Source organism: Neobacillus drentensis (assembly GCF_036965645.1).
GTDB lineage: Bacteria > Bacillota > Bacilli > Bacillales > Cytobacillaceae > Neobacillus > Neobacillus drentensis_D.
Genome location: NZ_JBALPZ010000042.1, coordinates 50142 through 73208, shown reverse-complemented (window position 1 = coordinate 73208; position 23067 = coordinate 50142). Strand labels below are relative to the sequence as shown.

Genomic DNA, 23067 nt, shown 5'->3' with positions numbered 1-23067 from the left:
TTTCTATGTACCTAATAATTCTAGGTAGGTGAGAAAATGTTCAATCGTGAATTGGTAAAAGGAAGTACTTCCTTAATTCTTTTACAATTATTAAACGAGCGTGATATGTACGGCTATGAATTAGTAAAAGAATTAGAGCAGCGCAGTGACAATGGATTAAGTGTTAAAGAAGGAACCCTATATCCAGCTCTCCATAAGCTTGAAAAACAGGAATACATTGAATGCTACTGGGTGGAGCAGGAAAAGGGACCAGCTCGAAAATACTACCGGATTACGGATGCGGGCAGGGAATTGTTGGGCGAAAAAACGCGTGAATGGCAGGATTTTGTTCAAGTGATGAACAAAGTTATAGGGAGATCAAAGCATGGAACGGCCGAAGAGTGACTTCTTAAAACAATTAAACAAAGGACTTGGCAGCCATCCGGATAAGGAAAGTATCCTTCTAGAATATGAGTCTCATATTGATGAAATCCTTCTGGAATCCTCGGAGTGCTCAATAGAAGATGAAGTGATGGAACGACTTGTTTCACGGCTCGGAAGCCCTGCGGAAATTGCGGCAATTTGGAAGGAAGAGTTATCGGTTACGCCCAGTAATATGAAGTGGCTGTTTATTTTACTCAACATCATCTTTTTTGGCGGCGGGAGTATTTTAACACTCGCACATAATCTTTATGAATGGAGCTGGTTATCGGCGCTTTGGAGTCAGTTAACATCTGTTCCATTCTTAATTGCCTTCTTATACATGTTCTTCTGGGCATTACTTGGATATGAAATTGGAAAGGGTTTTGGTCATGGCGGCCGGAAGCTCCTAAGAAAAACCTTTTTGCTTTCATTGATACCTAATTTAACGCTGATGGTTCTGACCGTCTTTAAAATTATTCCACACGCTTGGTTTGCCCCGCTGCTGACCAAAACTTTTATTATTACTTGTATCCTATTTACCATCATCCTTTATCCAGTGAGTTGGCTAGGCTACCGCTGGGGAAGGAAAGCTTCGATATAAGCTGTTTTTTTTGCTTATATACCTAGTAAAACTATATATATAGATATTCTACATAAAGAGAGGGATAAAAAATGGAGATAAACGTAAATAAAAAAGATTGGATCTTCTTTGGATTATGTCTACTTCTTGGGATTTTAGCAGAGGAATCGTTTTTTCGAGGAATCATTGGAGTTTCCTTTCTTGTGTTTATCATTGCGTTTTATGCAGTATTTTTCTGGCGCTTTCGGCATTTTCCTTTTTCACATCAGCGCTTTGGTTATTTGCTTGTAATTTGTATTTGGTTATTATCAGCAGTTTATGTATTGAATGAAAATATCCTTTTTTATGTCTTAAATATAATTGGAATTCCAGCTTTGGTCCTATTTCATCTAGTGGCAGTAACCAGCCCGAAGAATTTCCGCTGGAACCAGTTAGCTTTCATCCTCTATATTTTTACAAGGCTCTTAAACGCTATAAAGTATAATGTCGCCTTTACTGCTTCACTTGGTAAATTAGTAAAAAGGGGAGCTGATGATAATAATCTTCAAGTTTGGAAAAAGGTATTGATTGGTGTTGTGATTTCTGTGCCCGTACTTGCCGTGATTTTACGACTACTAATGAGCGCTGACAGCCAATTTGCGCAGCTCGTCGGGGGCGTTCCTGATTTATTTCAAATGGTAGATCCAGAAGGAATCATGCGGTTGATAGTGGTATTCCTATGTATGGGGATTTTCTTTGGTGTAATGCAAGTCCTCTATAAAAAACAAATGATGGTTATGAAGCAAAATGATCAGCGGGTGTCTGTCATTCTAGATACCGTTATTTCAATAACTGTTTTGTTCTTAATTAATATTGTCTATGTACTTTTTATAATCGTCCAATTTAGGTATTTTTTTGGCGGTAGTCTTCAAGGGGATTACACTTACGCAGAGTATGCCAGAAAAGGTTTTTTTGAATTGCTTTTTGTAACATTAATTAATTTATCGATTACGATTGTTGTTATTTCGTTAGGTGACAGTGGAAAGGCAGGTATCAAGAAAATAAGGCAGGTCTTGTTGACAATCCTTGTCCTATCGAGTGGAGTGTTGCTTACATCTGCTTTCAAACGGTTAAGTATGTATGAGGAAGCCTATGGTTTTAGCTTTACTAGGGTTTTATCACATTCATTTATGATCTTTCTTATCGTTATCTTTACCTATACCTTGGTTAAGATCTGGGTGGAAAAACTGTCCCTGTTTCATTTTTACTTTCTCACAGCATTAATTTACTACACGACCATAAATGTGATCGATTTAGATCGAATTGTAGTAAAGGAAAATATAAATCGTTATGAAGAAACGGGTAAAATTGATGTGGATTACCTTAGCAGTTTATCAGCAACTGGGGTATTAGGATTAATCGAGCTGTATGAACGAGGAGAAAACATTCCTCATTTAGAGACGATTTTACGTGATCAACAATTGGCAGCACGAACGGAACAACAAACTTGGCAATCGTATAATCTAAAAAGAGAACGAACTTCTCAAAAGTTAAACGAACTTCAATTTAAATAGGAAAACCGAGTCGCTTCGACTCGGTTTTTTTATTGGAAAGTTGTTTATTAACAAATTAGGAAGTGGATAATAACAAATTTATGCCTTTTATTAACAATTGGCCAGATAACCACAAAAAAGCAGGGTCTAGAATCACCCCTGCTCTACAATTTAATTAATCCCCATTAAACATATCAAAGATTCCACGTGCAATACTGCCTTCATCCTTCGCACCGCCTCGTGAAGGTGCGGCAGCAAATACTCTGCTTGCAAGCCTGCTGAACGGCAGTGATTGAATCCAGACAGAACCCGGTCCTCTTAATGTTGCAAAGAACAAGCCTTCGCCGCCGAATAAGGCTGTCTTAACACCTTTAACATATTCAATATCGTATTGGACATTGCTAGTCATTGCAACCAAGCAGCCGGTGTCTACTTTTAGTGACTGACCTGGGAGGAGCTCCTTGCGTATAATGGTACCTCCTGCGTGTACAAAACACATGCCATCGCCTTCAAGCTTTTGCATAATGAACCCCTCGCCGCCAAAAAAGCCGACGCCGATTTTCCGCTGGAACTCAATACCAACTTGGACCCCTTTTGCTGCAGCTAGAAAGGCATCCTTTTGACAAATAATTTTTCCGCCAAGTTCACTTAAATCCATTGGGATAATCTTGCCAGGGTAGGGGGAGGCAAATGAAACATGTTTTTTGCCAGCACCATTATTGGTAAAGGTAGTCATAAACAAGCTTTCTCCAGTTATTATCCGCTTCCCGGCACTAAATAATTTGCCCATTAAGCCGCTGCCGGCACCGCCGGAACCATCTCCAAATATAGTTTCCATATGTATGTCATCTTCCATCATCATAAAGCTTCCAGCTTCTGCCACCACGGTTTCCTGCGGATCAAGCTCAACCTCGACAAACTGCATATCATCGCCATAAATCTTATAATCGATTTCATGGTTATTCATTCAGATCCCTCCATACCTTTCAAAATATTAGCCTATGTATATTATAAGAAATTTAGGAAAAAAGTGCTAATTTTTATTAAAAAAAGGGAGCATTTCATTTTAAAAAGGGCACTCCCGCGGGTTTGCTGAGCGACTGGAGCGGAATTCAACATCCATGTTTAACACAGCCTTCAAATAAAAAAGACGCCTGTATATACAGGCGTCTTTGCGTATTGAGGCGAAAAACCACACTCCACATAGTGTGCTCCATAAAGGAATGTTTCTCGACTTACACAACTCAGCTCATCGCTCAATTATTATAACACTATAAAACAAAAGAAAACAAGAAAAACTTTTTTATTTAATACTTGAATATTATTTGATATTCCTATATATTCAAATAATCAGATATACTAATACAATAGGATAAGAAGGGTTACTATGTTTATTGACAAGAGATTCCATCCTTACTCTTTAGGAAGTTTTCGAAAAGACCTGCTTTCTGGTTTAATTGTCGGTGTTATTGCCATTCCATTGGGCATGGCGTTTGCGATTGCTTCGGGGGTGAAGCCGGAGTATGGAATCTACACAACAATCGTGGCGGGAATTCTGATCTCCTTACTAGGAGGTTCTAAATATCAAATCGGCGGCCCGACTGGCGCCTTTATTCCGATTTTATTTGGGATCGTTATGACGTATGGATATGAAAATCTTCTTATCGCTGGATTTATGGCGGGGATTATTTTAACGTTAATGGGGGTCTTCCGCTTAGGTTCCCTAATTAAATGGATCCCGCGGCCAGTAACGATTGGTTTTACAGCAGGGATTGCTGTGACAATTTTTACAGGACAAATAGCTAGTTTCCTAGGATTAACAGGGATCAAGAAGCATGAAGAATTTATTCTAAACCTAAAGGAGATTCTTGTTCATCTCAATTCAATTAATTTATTTAGTGTACTCACAGCAGGGATTTGTTTAATGCTGGTATTACTAACACCAAAGGTTGCTCCTAAAATTCCTGGTCCGCTAATTGGATTATTGGTTTCCACAGTTGTGGCTGCAATTTGGTATCCTGGTCAAGTAGCGACAATTGGGACAGCATACGGAGAAATACCTAGTACATTACCACAGTTACATGTACCATCCATCAATCTTGAAATTATTTTGAAGCTTTTAAAACCGGCAATTGTGATTGCCATGCTAGGTGGAATTGAATCACTTCTTTCTGCGGTTGTAGCAGATGGAATGACCAATAGCCGTCATAATAGTAACAAAGAGTTGATTGGTCAGGGGATTGCAAACATGATAACCCCGCTATTTGGGGGCATCCCGGCTACAGGAGCATTAGCACGTACAGCGACCAATATTAAAAATGGAGCCGTTTCTCCTCTCTCCGGTATTACCCATGGGATCGTTGTTTTACTAGTTTTATTGTTCTTTGCATCCAAGGCTTCTTATATACCGCTTGCTAGTATGGCACCCATTTTAATGGTCGTTGCTTGGAATATGAGCGAACGAAAAGTTTTTGCTCATATTGCCAAAACAAAATCAACCGATTCAATCGTCCTTCTGGTTACGTTTGTCCTTACCGTATTTGTGAACTTAACAACTGCAGTTGAAATTGGGTTAGTGATGTCTGCTATTCTGTTTGTAAAACGAATGAGTGATGTGACAACGACGGCGAAGGCTTTACCGAATCTCCAGCATCGACAAGGAAAAGTAGAAACATCAATGGTGAGTGACACCCACGATTGCCCGCAAATAAGTATCTTTAATGTGGAGGGACCGTTATTCTTTGGGGCAGCCCAAACATTTGAGAAAACGATAATGGAAACCATTAACTATCATCCTAAGATTCTTCTCTTGCGGATGAGCAAGGTGCCGTTAATGGATACAACGGGTGAAGCCATACTTGCAAGCATTGTGAAACATTTTTCAAAAAGTGGTATAGTGTTGATATCAGGATTGAATCCACAACCGGAGAGTGTTCTTAAAAAGACAGGTTTAGTGGATGTCATTGGGAAGGACCATTTTTTTGAACATACAGGGGAAGCCATTCAATATGGATTATCCCAAATAAATGAAAATAAATGCCTGGGCTGTAAGCATTTTGCCTTTAGAGAGTGTAAACAGCTCTCAGCAAAAGAGGTTGTTGAAAATAGGGCAAAGTTAACAGCCACCTTTTAATAAATGAGGAAGTGATGATTTGAATTTGGAAATGCAGCAATTTAAAGCGGAATTTTTCAAAGCACTGGCCCATCCATTAAGAATCCGCATTTTGGAACTGCTGGCAGAGGGAGACAAGAATGTTAATGAAATTCAAACTCTTGTTGGCAGTGAAGGTTCTGCTGTTTCACAGCAGTTGACCATTTTACGTGCAAAAAACATTGTTTCAGGTACAAAGGAAGGAAATAAGGTTATCTATACATTGAAGGATCCAATGATCATTGAACTGCTGGCCGTTGCCCGTCAGATTTTTAATAATCATTTGGTAGATACCATTACCATTCTGGATAAGTTTAAAGAAGAGGAAGAAGAAGTCTTGCCACAGTCGAAGAGTTAATGTCTTCGGCTTTTTTTAATAATAGCTTACGTAAAACAAGGTATTAAATATGAAGATTTGCCGAATCGCCCAAAAAATTTTCTTCAAAATACGACAAAATGGTTTTGGTATGGCTTTCAGGAATGCGGAATGAAAAAGATAGAAATAGAGATTTGTAGAACTGTGTAGGTATGTGTCGCCCTTGCCTTTCTTGACAGAAAATCGTAAAAATGATAAATTTTAAACAGCCGTTGCACACGAGATTAGATTTATGTTATAAGCTTGTTCAAAGTTTTAAACGATGTTTGGATGAGGAAATGAAAGTAAAGCTATCACGTTGTAATTTGGTGAATTTTACACATGGCTTAAGTGTTAGCCAATAGGAGGATTTTTTTACATGAAAAACGGTAAAGTAAAATGGTTTAATTCAGAAAAAGGTTTCGGATTCATCGAAGCTGAAGATGGAAACGACGTATTCGTTCATTATTCTGCAATCCAAACTGAAGGTTTCAAAACTTTAGAAGAAGGTCAAGAAGTTTCTTTCGAAGTTGTTGAAGGAGCTCGTGGACCACAAGCTGCTAACGTTACTAAGAAGTAATTCTACTAAACCTACAAACTACAACAGCCTGGACAAAAGTCTCAGGCTGTTTTTTATGTTATAGAAATAGATATAATCATCATCGAATCTGTTAAACAACGTCCAGCTTCAGCGCCTAGAGGCTCGGGGGCATAAGCCTCTGGTCAAGGCGCTTCCGCTTTTATTCATATACAAGTGATTTCCAGACTCATTCCAATTGGTATTTTGCTATAATGGTAGTATTCGAATATGCAAGAGGTGACCCAAATGAAATTTATTCACACTGCTGATTGGCATTTAGGTAAATTAGTCCACGGTGTCTATATGACAGAGAATCAACGTGCCGCACTTGAACAATTTGTTTCCATTGTGGAAGAAGAGAAGCCGGATGCCGTTGTCATTGCCGGTGATCTCTATGACCGGTCAGTCCCGCCAACTGATGCGGTTGAGTTATTAGATGAAATTCTTTTTAAAATTAATGTTGAACTAAAAACACCTGTTGTAGCCATCGCCGGGAACCATGATAGTGCGGAGCGTCTATCGTTCGGCAGTTCCTGGTATAAACATAGTCAATTCTATTTAACTGGTAAACTTACTAATAACTTCAAGCCTGTTCATATTAACGGTGTTAATTTTTATCTTGTTCCCTATGCAGAGCCAGGTGTCGTCCGCCAGCTGGTTGAGGATGATTCCATCCACTCCCATCAAGAAGCGATGAAGGCGCTGATTGGAAAAATTGAAGAGACTCTTAATCCAAATGAACCGAATGTTTTAGTGGGACATGCCTTTGTTTTAGGCGGACAAACCTCAGATTCTGAACGAATTTTATCTGTGGGCGGCTCCGGCTGTGTTGGTGCAGAATTGTTCGCTCCTTTTTCCTATACCGCTCTTGGGCACCTGCATAGTCCTGATGCCATTAATCATGAAAAAGTGAAGTATTCAGGTTCCCTTTTAAAATATTCTTTTTCGGAAGCAAAGCAAAGAAAGTCCATTTCAATCATTGAAATGGATGAAAAAGGGAATTTTAGTCATCGCTATCGCTCACTTACACCCAAACATGATATGCGCGAGATTGAAGGGCACATAGAAGAATTACTAGACCCTAACTTTTATGGAAATGAACAAGTGGAAGATTACTTAAAAATTACACTGCTGGATGAAGGGGCACTGCTTGATCCAATTAATAAATTGCGCCAAGTCTACCCAAATGTCCTTCATTTGGAAAAGAAGATTAACCTCACTGACAGCAAGAGAAAACAATCGTACGTTGCCCTAAAAAGCGAGAAAAAGTCCGAGATTGATCTGTTTGAACAATTTTACACAGACATGACAACCTCTGATTTTACAACAGAAAAAAGAGATATGATGACAGAAATCATTCAAAAGGTATTACGAGAGGAGGGGGTTAGATGAAACCTTTAAAATTAACCATGCAGGCGTTTGGTCCTTATGCGGGCAGTGAAGAGATTGATTTTAACAAGCTTGGCAACCGGACAATGTTTGTGATCTCTGGAAAAACAGGCGCGGGGAAGACAACTATCTTTGATGCGATTAGTTATGCTATCTATGGTAAAGCCAGCGGGGAAGACCGTAATGGGCCCGAACTCCGTAGTCAATTCGCAACAGAAGAGTTGTTAACAGAGGTTTCATTAGACTTTTCCCTCCGCAACAAAGTTTATTCAATTACGCGCTCACCGCAGCAGCTTAAGAAAAAAGACAGAGGCGATGGTTTTACCACTATTGGGGCGAAAGCGGAATTATATATGTGGGACGCAGATGGTGAGAAAAAATTGCTAGCATCCAAAACAAGTGATGTGGAAGAAAAAATTAAAGAAATCATGCTGATTGATGCGAATCAATTTCGGCAAATCTTAATGATTCCACAGGGAGAATTTCGTAAGCTGCTAACATCAGACAGTAAGGATAAAGAGGTCATCCTCCAGCGGTTATTCCACACACAGCTATATAAACTAATCGAAGAAAAGCTAAAAGAGGAAGCAACGGAGCTGAAAAAGACAGTTGAAGATCAAGAAAAGGCACGAAAGGAAGCCTTACGGCGAATTCAAGCCCTTACAAACGATGAGCTCCGTGAAACCCTTAAAAATGACCCTGAGAATCACACCATCATCATGCCTCTATTATACGCTGAGATTAAGGGCATGGAGGAAAAATTAGAACTATTAACAAATCAACTATCAAACAAAATTCAGGAGCAAGACAAACTGAAGGCGCAGCTTTTTGAAGCGGAGAGGATCCTGAAACAGCTAGAAACAAAACAAGAGTTAAAAGGGCAAAAAACGCTGTTACTCGCTCAAGAGGACGAATACACCGAGAAGGAAATCCAGGTTCAACGGGCACAAAAAGCTGCACTTTTGGGGAAACAAGAGGAGCTATGCCACCGGTTAAAGCGAGAGGCAGACCAGCTTCAGGAAAATTTTAACGTGATTGGTGGAGAAGTTGAAAAACTGAAGGGATTTTCTCAAGCATATGAACAACAGCTTCAAAAGGAGCTTGAGCGTGAGGTAGAGCGGCAGTCTGCACTTGATGAAGTGAATCGATTGGTGAATATGAAGGATGACGTCTACTCCTTTGCGGTATTATTAAATGAGACCAAGCAAAAGGATAATGAGCTTAAAGCAGCAAAAGAAAAGCAAGCGAATAATGAACAGAGACTTCAGAAATTGGAAGAACGAATCCAAACGTTAAAAGTCCAAAAAGAAGAAATTGAAAAAGGGAAGTTAACCTTTTTAGAAAATGAGAGAAAACTTGAAAAATTGAAGGACGATTTGACCCGACTCGAAAAATTTGAAACATTGTTCGCACGTCATCGAAAGTCGGAAAGCAATTTAATCGCAATTACCAGCCGTTTCGATAATACTGTGGCTCGTTATCGTGATGCTAAAGCCCTTGTAGAAGAGTTGGAGAAAAAATGGATTCATGGGCAGGCTGCGATTTTAGCCGCTAACCTTCATACTGACGAAGCATGTCCCGTCTGCGGCTCACTACACCATCCTGCTCCAGCGATTGAACAAGAAAATAGTATTCCAACTGAAGAAGATTTGAAGTCGGCAAAGGACCAGGCTTTGCAATGGGAAAAAGAAAAATCAAAAGTGGAAGCGAATTTTTATCAGTGTCAGTCGGAAGAACGGTCACAGAAGGAAGCAGTCCAGGAAATTCTTAATGAAATACAAGTGTCCCGTCCGGAGTTTACAGTTGATGAGTTAGCAACAGTAAAAGCCGAGGTGTCTTTGGAAAAGAATGAGCTTGTTCAACTTCAGAATAAGCTGGAGGAGCAAATTAAATTACTCGACCGCTTTAAGTCAGAGATTGAGTCTGAAGAGACTGAAAGAACTGCTTTGCTATCCGGAATTCAGCAGTTGTCTACATTGGTGAATGATTTAACGGTCCAGTTTACTGAAAAGAAAACGGATCTTACTAGGATGATGAAAGTGATTCCTGAAAATCTTCGCTCGGAGGTAGAATATGAGAGGACACTCACAACCTGTCGAAATCGTTATGATCAGTTGGTGAAACAGCTGGAAGAGGCACAGAAACGCCTCCAAGTTTTAAATGAAAAGCTTTCGAGTGAAACAGCTAGATTACAAGACGCCCAGAAACATCACGTGGCAAAACTGCAGGAACTCGAAACAGAACGGGGTATCTTCTTAACTAAATTATCCGAACAGGGTTTTGAAAAATACGGGATTTATGCTGCTTCTAAAAAGACAGAAGAAGAAATTCAGGGTCTTCAGGATGAAATTCGCAGCTATCGTGAGGAGTTACGTTCTGTTTCGGACCGGTTGAAGGAAGTAACCGAGCTTCTAGCTGATGTGAAAACGCCGGATGTAGAGGGTATTAAGTTGGAGTTAGCAAAATTTAATAGTGAACTCGATATGCTGACCCAAGAACGAACAGATTTATTTGTTAAAAAACGGGATAATGAGGAAATTTATAGCCATGTCGAGAGTCTTAATAACGAGGTAAAAGCGTTAGAGGAACGATACAGCATGATCGGCGATCTTTCTGATATCGCCAGAGGGCAGAATCATTTACGGATTACCTTTGAACGGTATGTTCTTGCCGCCTTTTTAGATGATATATTACGAGAAGCAAATATCCGGTTACGAAAGATGACCTCTGGACGCTATTTGTTACAGCGGAAAACAGATCGGTCAAAAGGAAATGCTCAGAGCGGATTGGAATTATTGGTGTTTGACCAGTATACGGGTCAGGAGCGCCATGTAAAAACTTTATCCGGTGGAGAAAGCTTTAAAGCTTCGTTGTCGTTGGCATTGGGACTAGCTGATGTAGTGCAAAATTATGCAGGCGGTGTTTCATTGGAGACAATGTTTATTGATGAAGGGTTTGGTACACTTGACCCAGAATCACTTGACCAAGCGATAGAGGCATTGATGGATATTCAAAGCAGCGGCAGGTTAGTGGGAATTATCTCACACGTGCCGGAGCTAAAAGAGAGAATCGATGTGAGACTTGAAGTAATTGCTGGACAAACCGGCAGCCGGACAGAGTTTATGTTCACAAGTTAATAGAAAAGCAAGAAAAGCAGGGGGACGGTTCTTATGCTTCGGAAGCATAAGAACCGTCCCCTTGCTTCAGTCCTTTAACTCCTCTGCAAGTGCACGCGCTGCTTGCCTGCCGGTAAATAAGCAGCCTCCGACAAATGTTCCTTCAAGTGAGCGGTAGCCGTGAATTCCTCCGCCGCCAAAGCCTGATACTTCTCCGGCTGCGTATAGCCCGGATATTGGGTTACCTGAAGCATCAAGGACTTTTCCAGATAAATCGGTTTGCAGACCGCCAAGCGTTTTCCGGCTGACTATATTTAAGCGGACAGCGATCAAAGGCCCCATTTTTGGATCAAGGATTTTATGTGGCACTGCCACCCGGATCAGCTTATCGCCTAAATAATTTCGGGCCCCGCGCATGGCGGTGATTTGTAAATCTTTTGTAAATTTATTGTCGATTTCCCGATCGCGCGCTTGAATTTGGCGTTTAATTGCTTCAACATTTAGAAGATGATCACCCGTTAGCTTGTTCATTCCAGCAACCAGTTCATCCAGCGTTTTAGCAATAACAAAATCCTCCCCTTTGTCCATAAACGCTTTAACAGGTGCGGTTGGACCAGGAAGCACACGGGCCAGTACTTTTTTAATACTCTTTTCTGTCATATCCGGATTTTGCTCTGAGCCAGATAGGGCAAATTCTTTTTCAATTATTTTCTGTGTTAAAATAAACCACGAATAATCGTAACCAGATTTCATTATTGCTTCAAGAGTACCAAGTGTGTCAAAGCCAGGGAAGTTTGGTGCTGGGAAACGGTTTCCCTTTGCGTCCAGCCAAAGGGAGGAGGGACCAGGGAGAATACGAATCCCATGGTTTGGCCAAATCGGATTCCAGTTTTTAATGCCTTCTGTATAATGCCACATCCGATCACGATTCACGATTCGGCCGCCCGTTTTTTCCGTAATGGTAAGCATTCTGCCATCGACATGCTCAGGCACACCTGAAATCATATGTTTTGGCGCCTTACCTAACCGGGAAGGCCAATTTTTCCGAATCATCTCATGGTTTCCGCCAATGCCCCCGCTTGTCACCATTACAGCATAAGCGTTAAATTCAAAATCTCCCACAACTTCACGGGAGCTTGCCTCACCACGGGCAGCGGAACTAGCTATAAGAATATCTCCTCTCACACCACAGATCGCCCCATTGTCTTTGATTAATTCATGAACTCGGTGGCGGGGACGATAGTCAACAAGATCTTTCGCCATCGCTTGACGAACTCGTTCTTCAAATGGCCTGACGATTCCTGGGCCTGTTCCCCAAACTATATGGAAACGGGGCACGGAATTCCCATGGCCTTCCGCTGTATAACCTCCGCGCTCTGCCCAGCCCACTACTGGGAAAAAACGGACCCCCATATCATAGAGCCATTGACGTTTTTCTCCGGCAGCAAAATCGACATATGCTTCCGCCCACTTTTTGCCCCAGTAATCTTCATCGTCCTCACGATCAAAGCCGGCAGAACCTAACCAGTCCTGCCAGGCAAGCTCCCGCGAATCCTTTATCCCCATTCTTCTTTGTTCCGGAGTGTCCACTAGAAACAGCCCCCCAAATGACCACCATGCCTGCCCGCCAAGTGATGCCTCAGGTTCTTGATCTAAAAGAAGAACCTTCTTTCCGGCATCAGCTAGTTCCGCAACAGCTACTAAGCCAGCAAGTCCAGCGCCAACCACGATCACGTCGTATTTCAAAACAATTCCCCCCATTTATACTGTTTAACTGCGTATGTTTTCTGAAAAGTCAATATTTAAATTGTAACATGGATGAGCCTTTGAAACTGTCAAATTCTATACTTACATGCTTCTATAAATCGACAATTAAATGGAAAAGAATAGATACTTAGAAAATGCCGAATAATATGTTCAACTATGGTTAGGAGGTTTTTTATGAAAAAAATAACAATAATTATCTGGGGCTTAATCATCTTAATTTTTCCACTAAATACCCAGGCAGATGAACTTCCTAGTTTATCTGCGGATTGTCTTGAGGAAATGAAAAATCGTGATGTAGAATTTAATAAAGCCATCATGAAAGACATCATTTCTGGACTGGACCTGAATATTGATAATCAGAATTACATAGAAGTGTCAGATAAAGATTTGGATGCGGCCCATCTTATTTACGGAGGAAAAGAGGTGGATGAAAATTATCAATCCTTACATGATCAATTTATCGTTGCTTCTCGAGGAAAACCCACCCTTTATATAAAACCAAGAGAAGCCTATTTACTTTATAAACAGCCTGATAATATGAACGTATCTGTTCATTTAAAACTAACGGACTTAAAATGGGTAGTAATGGAGAAAGACAAGAAGGAAGGAAATTCTGTTCCATACAAGCTGTTAAAGTGCGAAAAAGAATACTTAAAGAAAAAACGAGAGTATTTAGATCATCAGTGATATTATTAGCTGTCAAACCCAATAACTCTCTTGAGAAATTTAACCTGTAAACAATATGTCTCAACATAAATGTCACTTTTCCCGCAATTAACCAATCATAATCCCTTTCACTAAAATCCAAAATAAGATAGTTCACTCATTCAGAACAAAGGGGTTGTTGGGGTTGAGATGGCATAAAACGATACTTTCTATGATTCAGCAGCGTCAGGATAAAAGGATGGCATTAGCAGTAGATACCTCCACAAATGAAGCACCAGTAATTCTTATTAATAACATAGTGAAACTGTTTGAACAGCTAAAACCCGATACCTTGTTAGTTCAAGCAGATTTTAAAATTAGAAGCATTTCTCCGGTTCAAAGCGATACAATTAAGTATCAAACTCACGGGAAATCTTCATATACATTAGTTTTAGAGTGGGCAAAAGAGGAAAAAATTGATACCTTATTTTATATAACCGATGTCACCGGCTTTTTTTCTGAAGAAATGGAGAAGGTCGATTTTGAATTATTTTGGCTTGTACCAGGTGACTTCTTACCTCGCGTCCCATTTGGTAAAGCGATTAAAGTGGCTTAATAAAAATAGAATCCCTCACGATATGAGGGATTTTTTTAGTTGGGGAGGAGGGATGCTGCATCTGATATAGAGGTCACCTGGTTTATATATTTGTCATAAAAAATAACAAAACACCTAGCCCTGTTTAGCTGGTGTTTTGCTTTTTTATTCCGTTTATCCCATTAAAATTTGCACAACCATCCAAATGTTTAAGCCTAGGATGATTAAGGCAAATAGTGAGGAAAGAACAGTGGTCATTCTTTTGTTTGTTAATACGCCCATTACTTCCTTCTTCTGAGTAAAGTAAATCAGCGCAATGATTGGAAACGGCAGGACAATACTTAGAATGATCTGGCTAATAATAAGTGTTTGGGTTGGATCAACGCCAAGCGCAACAATAATAACAGTTGGAAGCATAGTTACTAACCGACGAATCCATAACGGAATGCTAAAGCCGACAAACCCCTGCATGATCACTTGACCAGCCATCGTTCCGACCACTGAGCTCGAGATACCCGAGGCAAGCAAAGATATTAAGAAAACACTAGCAGCCGCCGATCCTAAAAGAGGTGTTAGCGTATGGTAGGCTGTTGTTAAATCGGCAACATGACTTTGCCCGGTTGTATGAAACACGGAGGCAGCCATATACATCATGGCAAGGTTAACAAAGCCAGCAAGTGTCATCGCAATAATAATCTCTTTCGTACTAAACTTTTGTATTTTAATCTTTTCCGTATCATTTCTAGGTACAATCCGATTCTGGGTTAAACTTGAGTGTAAATAGATCGCATGGGGCATAACGGTAGCTCCAATCACACCAACCGCAAGCATGATACTCTCATTGTTACCGAGCCATGGAACGACACTATGATAGGCAATCTGCGAAAAATCCGGCTGAGAAAGTATTGTTTCTACTAAGTAACATAAGCCAATTAACATCGCGAAAGCAGCGATAAACTTTTCTAACGGCCGAAAGCCAAATCTTTCAAGCATTAAAATTAAATAGGTGACAATACCTGTAATAACAGTGGCGTATAGCATGGGAATCCCTGCTAGTAAATTTAAAGCAAGAGTTGCCCCTAAAAATTCAGCCAGGTCAGTAGCCATGGCGGCAAGCTCGGAAACAATCCACATAATAATCGTCAGCCATTTTGGCATTCGATCTCGACATATCTCTGGTAAACTTTTTCCAGTAGCAATCCCCAGTTTACCTGACATGTTTTGCAGAAGCATCGCCATGAGATTGGCTAAAACGATAACCCATAGCATGTTATATCCAAAACGGGCACCACTTTGTATATTGGTTGCAAAGTTTCCCGGATCTACATAAGCAATCGATGCGATAAAGGCTGGACCAAGGAATGGCAATAATGCCCGAATCCCTTTTACTTTTCCATTTATGGCATCTCTAGCGGCAGAAACGGTTTTTAGTTCTGCAGCTCGAGCCTTATCAACTGCTATCGAATTTGTTTGACTCATAAGACACCATCCTTTCTCTTTTTTTCATAGGTACAAGGTTTGTTCGCTAATCAACAAAAGTTGCACTCGTGCAAATTCTATAGTTTTATTATAATAAATTTTATAAACTTTGTGTATATTTTTGCCTATTTCGATAGTGTTTTTTTTTTAAAATCTGCTACCCTGAATATAAATAAAAAACCAGAAAGCTTCTGGTTTAATTTGTTGGGGGATTTTCTTGTAAAAATTTGGTTAGTTCAGTTATGTTTGTGGATTGATGAACCATCCCAGATTGATTGAACAAAATGTAGGAAACAGTTTTACGGATCTCAAGTTCTGGATACGCTTGTTGGACGATTTCAAGTGTAGGCAGGCTCAAGATATTTTTTACATGTTCAGTAACCTTTTGATTTTTTTCAATAGGAGATTGTTCATCATTTGCCCCGACTACTAATAGAGAATATGTCTGATTATTTTGTGCAAGCAAATTAGGATACGGAAAAGCTAGGTCAGATTTCGATAAAATTGTTTTCTCTTCATGCGGTTGGGGCGTTTTTGGCTCACTTGCCTTCATGTTATGGCTTTGACAGCCTGTTAACAGAGAGAGTGAAGTAAGCATTGTAACCATGATTTTTTTCATTTGTCTTCTTCCCTTGTTGTTTGTATGTCTTGTCTTCAACATAGCACATCCTCATGAATAATGAACGCTGATATTGTGGAGGATTCGTGAAAAAGAAGTATGCAACTGTCTAAAAAAGTTCGCTTGTACAAATGTCTGTTTAAAGCTACAGTAGAATGGTAGAACGATTAAGAAGGTGTTTATCTTGGAAAAACGTTATTTTACGATTGGGATGGCCGGCCATATTGACCACGGGAAAACCTCATTAACGAAAGCATTAACCAATGTTGATACGGACCGTTTAAAGGAAGAGAAGGAACGGCAAATTTCCATTGAGCTGGGCTTTGCTCCCCTTTATGAAGACCAAGAAATTCAAATATCTGTTATTGATGTTCCAGGTCATGAACGTTTTATCCGTCAAATGATTGCTGGAGTAGCGGGGATTGATTTAGTTGTTCTTGTGGTTGCAGCAGATGAAGGAGTTATGCCGCAAACAAAGGAGCATCTCGACATTTTAAAATTTTTAGGTGTGAAAAATGGGATAATCGCTATTTCAAAAATAGACCGGGTAGACGAAGAGTTTATTGAATTGGTGAAAGATGACATTTTAGGAGAACTTACTGGGACTGTTTTTGAGGATTCCCCCTTTGTTTTAGTTGATAGTTTATCCAAAAAGGGCATTCATGAAATAAAAGAATTAATTATAAAAACGTTAAAAAATCAAGAGATGCGAGATGCGAAGGGGGCCTTTCGACTGCCGATTGATCAGGTGTTTACTGTAAAAGGGCAAGGGACTGTTGTACGCGGGACTGTTTATGAAGGAACGGTGGAAGAGGGACAAGTAGTAAAAATCATGCCTAAAGGGCTTGAAGTAAGGGCGAGGCAAATTCAGGTCCATCATCATCCGGCACAAAAGGCCTATGCGGGGCAAAGGGCAGCGATAAACCTGTCAAATGTTTCGAAAGAAGAGCTTGAACGAGGTGATGTTTTAGTTTCTTCCGAGCATTTCATTGTCACAAAAACTATAGATGTCGCGATTCGATTTGTCGAGGATCTTGACCATATCGTTAAACAGAGGATGCCTATAAAGCTTCATATTGGAACTTCCGAGGTAATGGGCCGAATTGTTTTCTTTGACCGTAATGAGATTAAAGAAGAAAATGGAGAAATTCTCTGTCAGCTTCGGCTTGAAGAAGAAATCCTAACAAAACGTGGGGACAGGTTTATCCTGCGACGACCAAGTCCTCAAGAAACGATAGGCGGAGGCTGGGTGATCGACCCGCGGGCTAATAAGTATCGTTTCGGAAATGAAACCATAGAAGAGCTGGAAAAAAAGAAAGTAGGATCACCGAAGGAACGTTTGATGGCGGCACTGATGGAGGCAAAAAGCCTGACACTAAACGAATTAATAAAGCGGACAGCACTGGATGAAACGACCTTATCTGATTATTTAGCTGATCCGGAATTTGTTTTATACAATAGCAAGGAGTATACACATACACTTTTAATCAATTCAATCGAAGAAGATATTTTTGACCAACTTCAAGACTTTCATCAAATCCATTCGATGAAGGCGGGGATTAATAAAGCGGAACTCTTACAGTCTCTTCAAAAGCGGTTCCCTAAATCGTTACTGGATTTTGTTGTCGAAAATGCAATTATCAATGGAGTGTTTAAGAGGAAAGAACAATTTGTATCACTGGCAGCATTTGTGCCGCATGTGCCTAAAAGCTGGGCAAAGAGGACAGACAATCTTCTTGATGATTTGAAGGAGGATGGACTGAAGGTACGCTATCTGAAAGATTATTTTTCTGCAGCAGGTATACCTGATTCGATCGAAAATGATTTAAGAAGATTTCTAGAAGACCAAAATTTACTGGTTCAGCTAGACGACCAGTTTGCTTACCATGGTGATGTCTTTACGGGAGCAGTTGAAAAACTTCAAAACGAAACGGGAGCAGAATTCGATGTAGGAGTGGCAAAGGATGTTCTCGACCTTTCGAGAAAATATATGATCCCATTTTTAGAAAGATTAGACGCAAAAGGTCTTACTAAGCGTGTCGAAAATAAGCGGGTGTGGAAAAAATAATCTGGAAAAGCCTCCATCATATTGATTGGAGGCTTTTCTTCCTTTATCGTCTACGAAAGAAACTCAGCTGGGTTTAAACCGAGCTCTCGGCAAATATCGGAAACCATTTGCTGTTCATTTTGATCAAAATTTCCATCTGCATACCCGATGGCTATACAGTAGCGGGCTACTAGTCGAGCTACTTCAGGCTTTGACCTAATTTTCCCGAGGGCACGAAAAGCTTCTGCACGCCCCATCATCCGGTCGTTTTCCATTCTTGATACAAAGAGATTGAATTTTTGAATGACCTTATTGGTGTCAAAAACGCGTAATTCCTCACTTTGATGAACAAATTCAATCATTTTTTGCCGCTCTGCTGGATCTAAATAACCATCAGCCATGGCTACTAAAGCACAGGCAGCTGTCACTGCATCAAGAAGGTCTTGACTTTTATAGCGATTAAACAATTCTTGAGCCCTTCGTTTCTGATTATTGGCCCACTCTACATAATCTGTTTGTGAAGGTGACCACGCATTGCCACAATGATTACAAGTGAATTTTAATTGGTTTTTACCAATAAAACCGCCAAGTAACCCAACAGGACCAAGAATTAACCCGCCGATTGCGGCTTTGCCCAAACCAAACCCTTTTTTTCCTGTTCTCACATTAGCTGAATGGCAGCGCGGACACATAATCTCATCTCCACCGTAAGAAGAATGGCTGGAAATAGGGGGAGCAGACTGTGTCGACTGCGGATATCCATAGGCAGGCTGACGGTGTGTCGAATCAGGTTGTAGATGTACCCGCTGTTGATTACCATTTTGGTTTAACTGGCTCTGCTGATAGGGATCATAGTTTGTTTGGCTTTGTTGATATGGATTGATTTGACTCGTGTTATTGGCTTGATTTCTAACATTCTGCTGGTAATTGGGCTGCTGAACCTGTGCATTTTGCGGTGGGTCATCAACTGTAACCCCGAAATTGTGACATAATGCTGCTAATCCGCCCTGAAAACCGCTGGCAATCGCATTAAATTTCCATTCCCCGTTATGACGGTATAATTCTGCCGCAACAATTGCAGTTTCAACGGTAAAATCTCTGCCGAGGTTAAACCGCAATAATTCTTCATTAGTCAGTTCATTAAAAATACGAACATAAGAATCTGAGATTTGGCCAAAATTTTGCCGTTTTACTTGTGCGTCATGGATTGTGATCGTAAAAGCAATCCTATGTATGTGGTCAGGGACTTTCTTTAAATCTATTTTTATTTGTTCATCATCACGTACACCCGAACCAATTCGGTTATCTCCGCTGTAAATAATGGAACCATTACCTCCAGAAGGGTTATTGTAAAAAACGAAGTCTTGGTCGCTGTTTACTTTCCCCGATGGTCCTAATAAAAAGGCTGAGGCATCTAAGTCAAAATTAGAACCAAGCTGGCTAATATTCCAGCCAAGTCCGACAACTACATTTTTCAGGCCAGGGTGTGATTTCGTTAAATCCACCTTTTGCCCCTTGCTAAGTGTTACACCCACTATTTTCACTCCTTATCCAAATTTGGCACGTCCAGCTTCAGCGCCCAACGGCTAGTGTCCTTCGCGCTTCTCCCTACGATAAGTCAACATCGAATCGCTAACGCTCTTCGTGTTGTCTAGCTATAGCCCCTGGTCAAGGCGCCTCCGCTTTTCGATTTTCCTTTATCTCAGTCGAAACGCTCCAGGCCATACGCCGCTAAACGGGCGCTTCCACTTTTGCTTTTATGTTCATTATACCGGTAATTCTAAAAAGGGAAAAATTTCAAGTATAGCTTTTTTAGATAGCCGCTCTATTAGTACGAATGAAGAAAGGAAAAGTTTCAAGCAAGTAAAAGAAAAAGCAAACGGTCCGGAAATTCTTCATCCATTATTTCCTTTAAGGAAAAGTTAAGAAACAAAGATAATAATAGGCTTATTCAAATGAAACGTATGAGAAAAGGAGCCAGCACAAATGAAAAAATGGATGATAATAGCGGTGGCTGCAGTAGTAATTTGTATTGCCGGTTATCAGTGGTACGCATCGAAAACAAGTGCCGAGACAACATCAGAGGTGCGGACTGCAGTTGCTAAAAAAGGCACATTAGATGTTAACATCAGCGGATCCGGAGCTGTTCAGGCTGTGACCAGTCAAGATATCATGGCCACATTTAATAATGATGAAATTGATGAAGTATTGGTTGCTAGCGGTGAGAAGGTAAATGCAGGGGACGAACTGATTACCTTTACAGATGGCAGTGATCCGATTACAACAGCAGCCGCAGGAAAGATAACAACGGTATCTGTAGCTGCAGGGGATAGCGTTACTTCCGGACAAGTCGTCGCCCATGTAACGGACTATAGTGGGTTACAAACAGCTGTACAAATTGATGAACTAGATATATCTAAAATCCAAAAAGGGCAATCGGTCAACTTGAAGGTAAGTGCATTCCCGGATGAGAAGTATACAGGAAAAGTAACGGATATATCCAAAGAAGGTACTTCTTCTAATGGTATTTCTACTTTTACCGTAACCATTACAATTGATAAAATTGCGAACCTTAAAGTGGGGATGAGTGTGGAGGCAAGTATTTTAACGGAAAGTAAACAAAATGCCGTATATGTTCCACTAGATGCCGTCCATATATCCAATGGAAAAAAATATGTCTATGTCGTTTCATCAGATGACTCTTCAATCATTACAAAGAAAACTGTAACAACTGGCATAGCAAATGAAGATTATGTAGAAATCACTAAAGGACTTTCAGAGGGAGAAACCGTTCAATTGCCAAAATTGGCTAAAGCAAGCACAACGACCTCTACAACACAAACAAATACATTACAAAGCAGCTTAAGCGGCATGGGGGGAACGGGCGCTATGAGATCAATGTATCGTGGCACTGGTACCGGAAGGAGTGGACAATAATGGCGAAACTGATTATGCAAATTAGTAATCTAAAGAAAGCCTATAGGCTGGGTGGCGAAATCGTCCATGCATTAAATGATGTGTCCATTGAAATTCAGAAAGGGGAATTTCTCGCGATTATTGGCCCATCTGGTTCAGGTAAATCAACGTTAATGAATATGATAGGATGTCTTGACAAACCACAGTCTGGAAAATATCTCCTTGATGGTAAGGATATTTTTAAAATGGATGACAATGAGTTAGCGACGATCAGGAATCAAAAAATCGGCTTTATTTTCCAAAACTTCAACCTGTTAACCAAATTAACTGCAATTGAAAATGTGGAGCTCCCGTTATTATATGCAGGGGTAAACACGAAGGAACGAAGGGAGAGAGCCATCGAGGCCTTAGAGAAAGTCGGATTAAGGGATCGGGCAGGCCATTTGCCAACACAGCTGTCTGGCGGACAGCAGCAAAGGGTTGCGATTGCCAGAGCACTTGCAGGTAATCCTGCCATCCTTCTTGCCGATGAACCAACCGGAGCACTTGATAGTAAAACAAGTAAGGAAATCATGCAGATTATGAAACAATTAAATGAATTGGGCCATACCATTATCCTTATTACCCATGACCTAGACATTGCGAAACAAGCAAAACGAATGGTCAGCATCCAGGATGGACAATTACAGGAAAATGGAGGTGAACTCATTGGGCATCTTGCAATCCATTAAAATGGCTCTCAAAAGTATAAAGGGAAATAAACTAAGATCGGTTCTTACCATGCTGGGCATGATTATCGGGGTATCATCCGTAATTGTTTTGGTTTCCATTGCTCAAGGTTCTTCTAAAAATGTGACGAGTCAAATCAACCAATTAGGGACTAACCTATTAACTGTAAGTACTTTTGACACAAATGTGACATTAACAGATGACAAAATTAATGAACTTAGTAAAGTAGATGGTGTAAAAGAAGTATCACCGGTTGTAACGGGACGAGTAAACGTTAAAAAGGACCGGACAACTTCTCAAGTGACCCTGACAGGAACGAATGCCGCCTATTCGGATGTGCGTGATACAAAAGTAAGTGCAGGTCGATTTATCACGGATCTGGATATTGAATATAGGCAAAAAGTGGCGGTCATCGGTACGACTACGGCTACAACCTTCTTTGGGACCGAAGACCCTGTTGGTCAATATCTGCAAATTGAAGGAACTTCTTATAAAGTTGTCGGAGTACTTGTTTCAAAAGGAAGCTCAATGGGACAAGGCGGAGACAATACCATAATTGTTCCGCTTAGCACGGGCCAACGTTTAGTTGGAAGTACCACGATTAGCACAGTGTACCTAAAAGGAGAAAGCGAAGACCAAATGGATGCCGTCATGAGTTTGGTTGAAACGAAAATGGCTTCCCTTTTCCCTGGTCAAACGGATTCTTATAGTGTTACAAATCAACAGGATGTCATGGATACCATGAGCTCTGTAACGGACACCATGACGTTGATGCTGGGCGGTATTGCAAGTATTTCCTTACTTGTTGGCGGAATAGGTATTATGAATATTATGCTTGTATCTGTTTCCGAACGAACAAAGGAAATCGGTATACGTAAAGCGATCGGAGCCAAAAGGCGGGATGTCCTCGTTCAATTTTTAATTGAAGCGGTTGTATTGAGCGGTGTCGGCGGCCTAATAGGGATTATTTCAGGGTTAGGTATCGGAAAATTAGTATCATCCCTATTCAGCTTAAGCGTCTCCTTCTCTTCAAACGTGATCTTGTTCTCATTCTTGTTCTCGTTAGTAGTTGGCGTAGTATTTGGGGTATTCCCAGCAAATAAAGCTTCCAAGTTAAATCCAATTCAAGCATTAAGGTATGAATAATTGGGAAAATGAAGCGGTA

General features: G+C 40.5%; 19 protein-coding genes. 14 read left to right on the top strand and 5 right to left on the bottom strand.

Going from position 1 to position 23067, the window contains the following annotated elements:
* Nucleotides 1–36: 36 nt before the first annotated feature.
* From V7266_RS08455 to V7266_RS08445, 3 genes are all read left to right on the top strand, one after another.
* Nucleotides 37–384: a PadR family transcriptional regulator gene (locus tag V7266_RS08455; RefSeq protein ID WP_335467449.1), complete on the top strand. Its 348-nt coding sequence runs from the start codon at nt 37–39 to the stop codon at nt 382–384.
* Nucleotides 365–1003, top strand: a complete 639-nt coding sequence (locus tag V7266_RS08450) for an HAAS signaling domain-containing protein (protein WP_335467448.1) — start codon at nt 365–367, stop codon at nt 1001–1003. Before V7266_RS08455 ends, V7266_RS08450 begins: the two co-directional genes overlap by 20 nt.
* Nucleotides 1004–1074: 71 nt before the next feature.
* Complete coding sequence (locus V7266_RS08445; RefSeq protein ID WP_335467447.1) at nt 1075–2535, top strand: DUF4153 domain-containing protein; 1461 nt, start codon at nt 1075–1077, stop codon at nt 2533–2535.
* 154 nt (nt 2536–2689) lie between these two features.
* On the opposite strand, the gene V7266_RS08440 is transcribed toward V7266_RS08445, so the two are convergent.
* Nucleotides 2690–3481, bottom strand: a complete 792-nt coding sequence (locus tag V7266_RS08440) for a TIGR00266 family protein (RefSeq protein ID WP_335467446.1) — start codon at nt 3479–3481, stop codon at nt 2690–2692.
* 420 nt (nt 3482–3901) lie between these two features.
* Between V7266_RS08440 and V7266_RS08435 the strand changes: the two genes are divergently transcribed.
* From V7266_RS08435 to V7266_RS08415, 5 genes are all read left to right on the top strand, one after another.
* The gene (locus tag V7266_RS08435; protein ID WP_335467445.1) at nt 3902–5647 is read left to right on the top strand and encodes a SulP family inorganic anion transporter; all 1746 of its coding nucleotides are present in this window, start codon (nt 3902–3904) and stop codon (nt 5645–5647) included.
* Between the two features lie 19 nt (nt 5648–5666).
* Nucleotides 5667–6023 (top strand): ArsR/SmtB family transcription factor, encoded by a 357-nt coding sequence (locus V7266_RS08430; RefSeq protein WP_335467444.1) that lies wholly within the window; start codon nt 5667–5669, stop codon nt 6021–6023.
* A gap of 376 nt (nt 6024–6399) precedes the next feature.
* Nucleotides 6400–6600 (top strand): cold-shock protein, encoded by a 201-nt coding sequence (locus V7266_RS08425; RefSeq protein ID WP_007083969.1) that lies wholly within the window; start codon nt 6400–6402, stop codon nt 6598–6600.
* Between the two features lie 246 nt (nt 6601–6846).
* Nucleotides 6847–7992, top strand: coding sequence for an exonuclease SbcCD subunit D (locus V7266_RS08420; RefSeq protein ID WP_335467443.1), 1146 nt, complete (start codon nt 6847–6849; stop codon nt 7990–7992).
* Complete coding sequence (locus V7266_RS08415) at nt 7989–11126, top strand: SMC family ATPase (RefSeq protein ID WP_335467442.1); 3138 nt, start codon at nt 7989–7991, stop codon at nt 11124–11126. The genes V7266_RS08420 and V7266_RS08415 overlap by 4 nt, the downstream gene beginning before the upstream one ends.
* A gap of 66 nt (nt 11127–11192) precedes the next feature.
* Here the strand turns inward: V7266_RS08415 and V7266_RS08410 are convergent, their stop codons facing one another.
* Nucleotides 11193–12851: an FAD-binding dehydrogenase gene (locus V7266_RS08410; protein ID WP_335467441.1), complete on the bottom strand. Its 1659-nt coding sequence runs from the start codon at nt 12849–12851 to the stop codon at nt 11193–11195.
* A gap of 195 nt (nt 12852–13046) precedes the next feature.
* On the opposite strand from V7266_RS08410, the gene V7266_RS08405 reads away from it, so the two are divergent.
* Both V7266_RS08405 and V7266_RS08400 read left to right on the top strand, forming a co-directional pair.
* Complete coding sequence (locus V7266_RS08405) at nt 13047–13559, top strand: hypothetical protein (protein WP_335467440.1); 513 nt, start codon at nt 13047–13049, stop codon at nt 13557–13559.
* A gap of 190 nt (nt 13560–13749) precedes the next feature.
* On the top strand, nt 13750–14133 hold the full coding sequence (locus tag V7266_RS08400; protein WP_420491354.1) for a hypothetical protein: 384 nt from the start codon (nt 13750–13752) through the stop codon (nt 14131–14133).
* A gap of 153 nt (nt 14134–14286) precedes the next feature.
* Here the strand turns inward: V7266_RS08400 and V7266_RS08395 are convergent, their stop codons facing one another.
* Both V7266_RS08395 and V7266_RS08390 read right to left on the bottom strand, forming a co-directional pair.
* Complete coding sequence (locus V7266_RS08395) at nt 14287–15591, bottom strand: Nramp family divalent metal transporter (RefSeq protein WP_335467438.1); 1305 nt, start codon at nt 15589–15591, stop codon at nt 14287–14289.
* A 196-nt stretch (nt 15592–15787) separates the two neighbouring features.
* A complete protein-coding gene (locus V7266_RS08390) occupies nt 15788–16210 on the bottom strand; it encodes a hypothetical protein (protein WP_335467437.1) in 423 nt (140 codons plus the stop codon).
* A 184-nt stretch (nt 16211–16394) separates the two neighbouring features.
* On the opposite strand from V7266_RS08390, the gene selB reads away from it, so the two are divergent.
* Nucleotides 16395–18278, top strand: coding sequence for a selenocysteine-specific translation elongation factor (selB, locus tag V7266_RS08385; RefSeq protein ID WP_335467436.1), 1884 nt, complete (start codon nt 16395–16397; stop codon nt 18276–18278).
* A 50-nt stretch (nt 18279–18328) separates the two neighbouring features.
* Here the strand turns inward: selB and V7266_RS08380 are convergent, their stop codons facing one another.
* Nucleotides 18329–19792, bottom strand: a complete 1464-nt coding sequence (locus tag V7266_RS08380) for a TerD family protein (RefSeq protein WP_335467435.1) — start codon at nt 19790–19792, stop codon at nt 18329–18331.
* Between the two features lie 451 nt (nt 19793–20243).
* Between V7266_RS08380 and V7266_RS08375 the strand changes: the two genes are divergently transcribed.
* From V7266_RS08375 to V7266_RS08365, 3 genes are read left to right on the top strand one after another with little or no spacing between them, the layout of a single operon-like run.
* Entirely contained in the window at nt 20244–21194 is a 951-nt protein-coding gene (locus V7266_RS08375) for an efflux RND transporter periplasmic adaptor subunit (RefSeq protein ID WP_335467434.1), read from the top strand.
* A complete protein-coding gene (locus tag V7266_RS08370; protein ID WP_335467433.1) occupies nt 21194–21904 on the top strand; it encodes an ABC transporter ATP-binding protein in 711 nt (236 codons plus the stop codon). The genes V7266_RS08375 and V7266_RS08370 overlap by 1 nt, the downstream gene beginning before the upstream one ends.
* Nucleotides 21882–23048 carry an ABC transporter permease gene (locus V7266_RS08365; RefSeq protein ID WP_335467432.1) on the top strand — a complete coding sequence of 389 codons (1167 nt, stop codon included), beginning with the start codon at nt 21882–21884 and terminating at the stop codon, nt 23046–23048. The genes V7266_RS08370 and V7266_RS08365 overlap by 23 nt, the downstream gene beginning before the upstream one ends.
* Nucleotides 23049–23067 lie beyond the last annotated feature (19 nt).

Excerpts from the sequence above, each read along its gene's own strand:
- V7266_RS08415 (WP_335467442.1), top strand. The coding sequence starts at position 7,989 with ATGAAACCTTTAAAATTAACCATGCAGGCGTTTGGTCCTTATGCGGGC.
- V7266_RS08455 (WP_335467449.1), top strand. The coding sequence starts at position 37 with ATGTTCAATCGTGAATTGGTAAAAGGAAGTACTTCCTTAATTCTTTTA.
- V7266_RS08395 (WP_335467438.1), bottom strand. The coding sequence starts at position 15,591 with ATGAGTCAAACAAATTCGATAGCAGTTGATAAGGCTCGAGCTGCAGAA.
- V7266_RS08425 (WP_007083969.1), top strand. The coding sequence starts at position 6,400 with ATGAAAAACGGTAAAGTAAAATGGTTTAATTCAGAAAAAGGTTTCGGA.
- V7266_RS08375 (WP_335467434.1), top strand. The coding sequence starts at position 20,244 with ATGAAAAAATGGATGATAATAGCGGTGGCTGCAGTAGTAATTTGTATT.
- V7266_RS08405 (WP_335467440.1), top strand. The coding sequence starts at position 13,047 with ATGAAAAAAATAACAATAATTATCTGGGGCTTAATCATCTTAATTTTT.
- V7266_RS08450 (WP_335467448.1), top strand. The coding sequence starts at position 365 with ATGGAACGGCCGAAGAGTGACTTCTTAAAACAATTAAACAAAGGACTT.
- V7266_RS08445 (WP_335467447.1), top strand. The coding sequence starts at position 1,075 with ATGGAGATAAACGTAAATAAAAAAGATTGGATCTTCTTTGGATTATGT.
- V7266_RS08440 (WP_335467446.1), bottom strand. The coding sequence starts at position 3,481 with ATGAATAACCATGAAATCGATTATAAGATTTATGGCGATGATATGCAG.
- V7266_RS08435 (WP_335467445.1), top strand. The coding sequence starts at position 3,902 with ATGTTTATTGACAAGAGATTCCATCCTTACTCTTTAGGAAGTTTTCGA.
- V7266_RS08400 (WP_420491354.1), top strand. The coding sequence starts at position 13,750 with ATGATTCAGCAGCGTCAGGATAAAAGGATGGCATTAGCAGTAGATACC.
- V7266_RS08370 (WP_335467433.1), top strand. The coding sequence starts at position 21,194 with ATGGCGAAACTGATTATGCAAATTAGTAATCTAAAGAAAGCCTATAGG.
- V7266_RS08390 (WP_335467437.1), bottom strand. The coding sequence starts at position 16,210 with ATGAAAAAAATCATGGTTACAATGCTTACTTCACTCTCTCTGTTAACA.
- V7266_RS08420 (WP_335467443.1), top strand. The coding sequence starts at position 6,847 with ATGAAATTTATTCACACTGCTGATTGGCATTTAGGTAAATTAGTCCAC.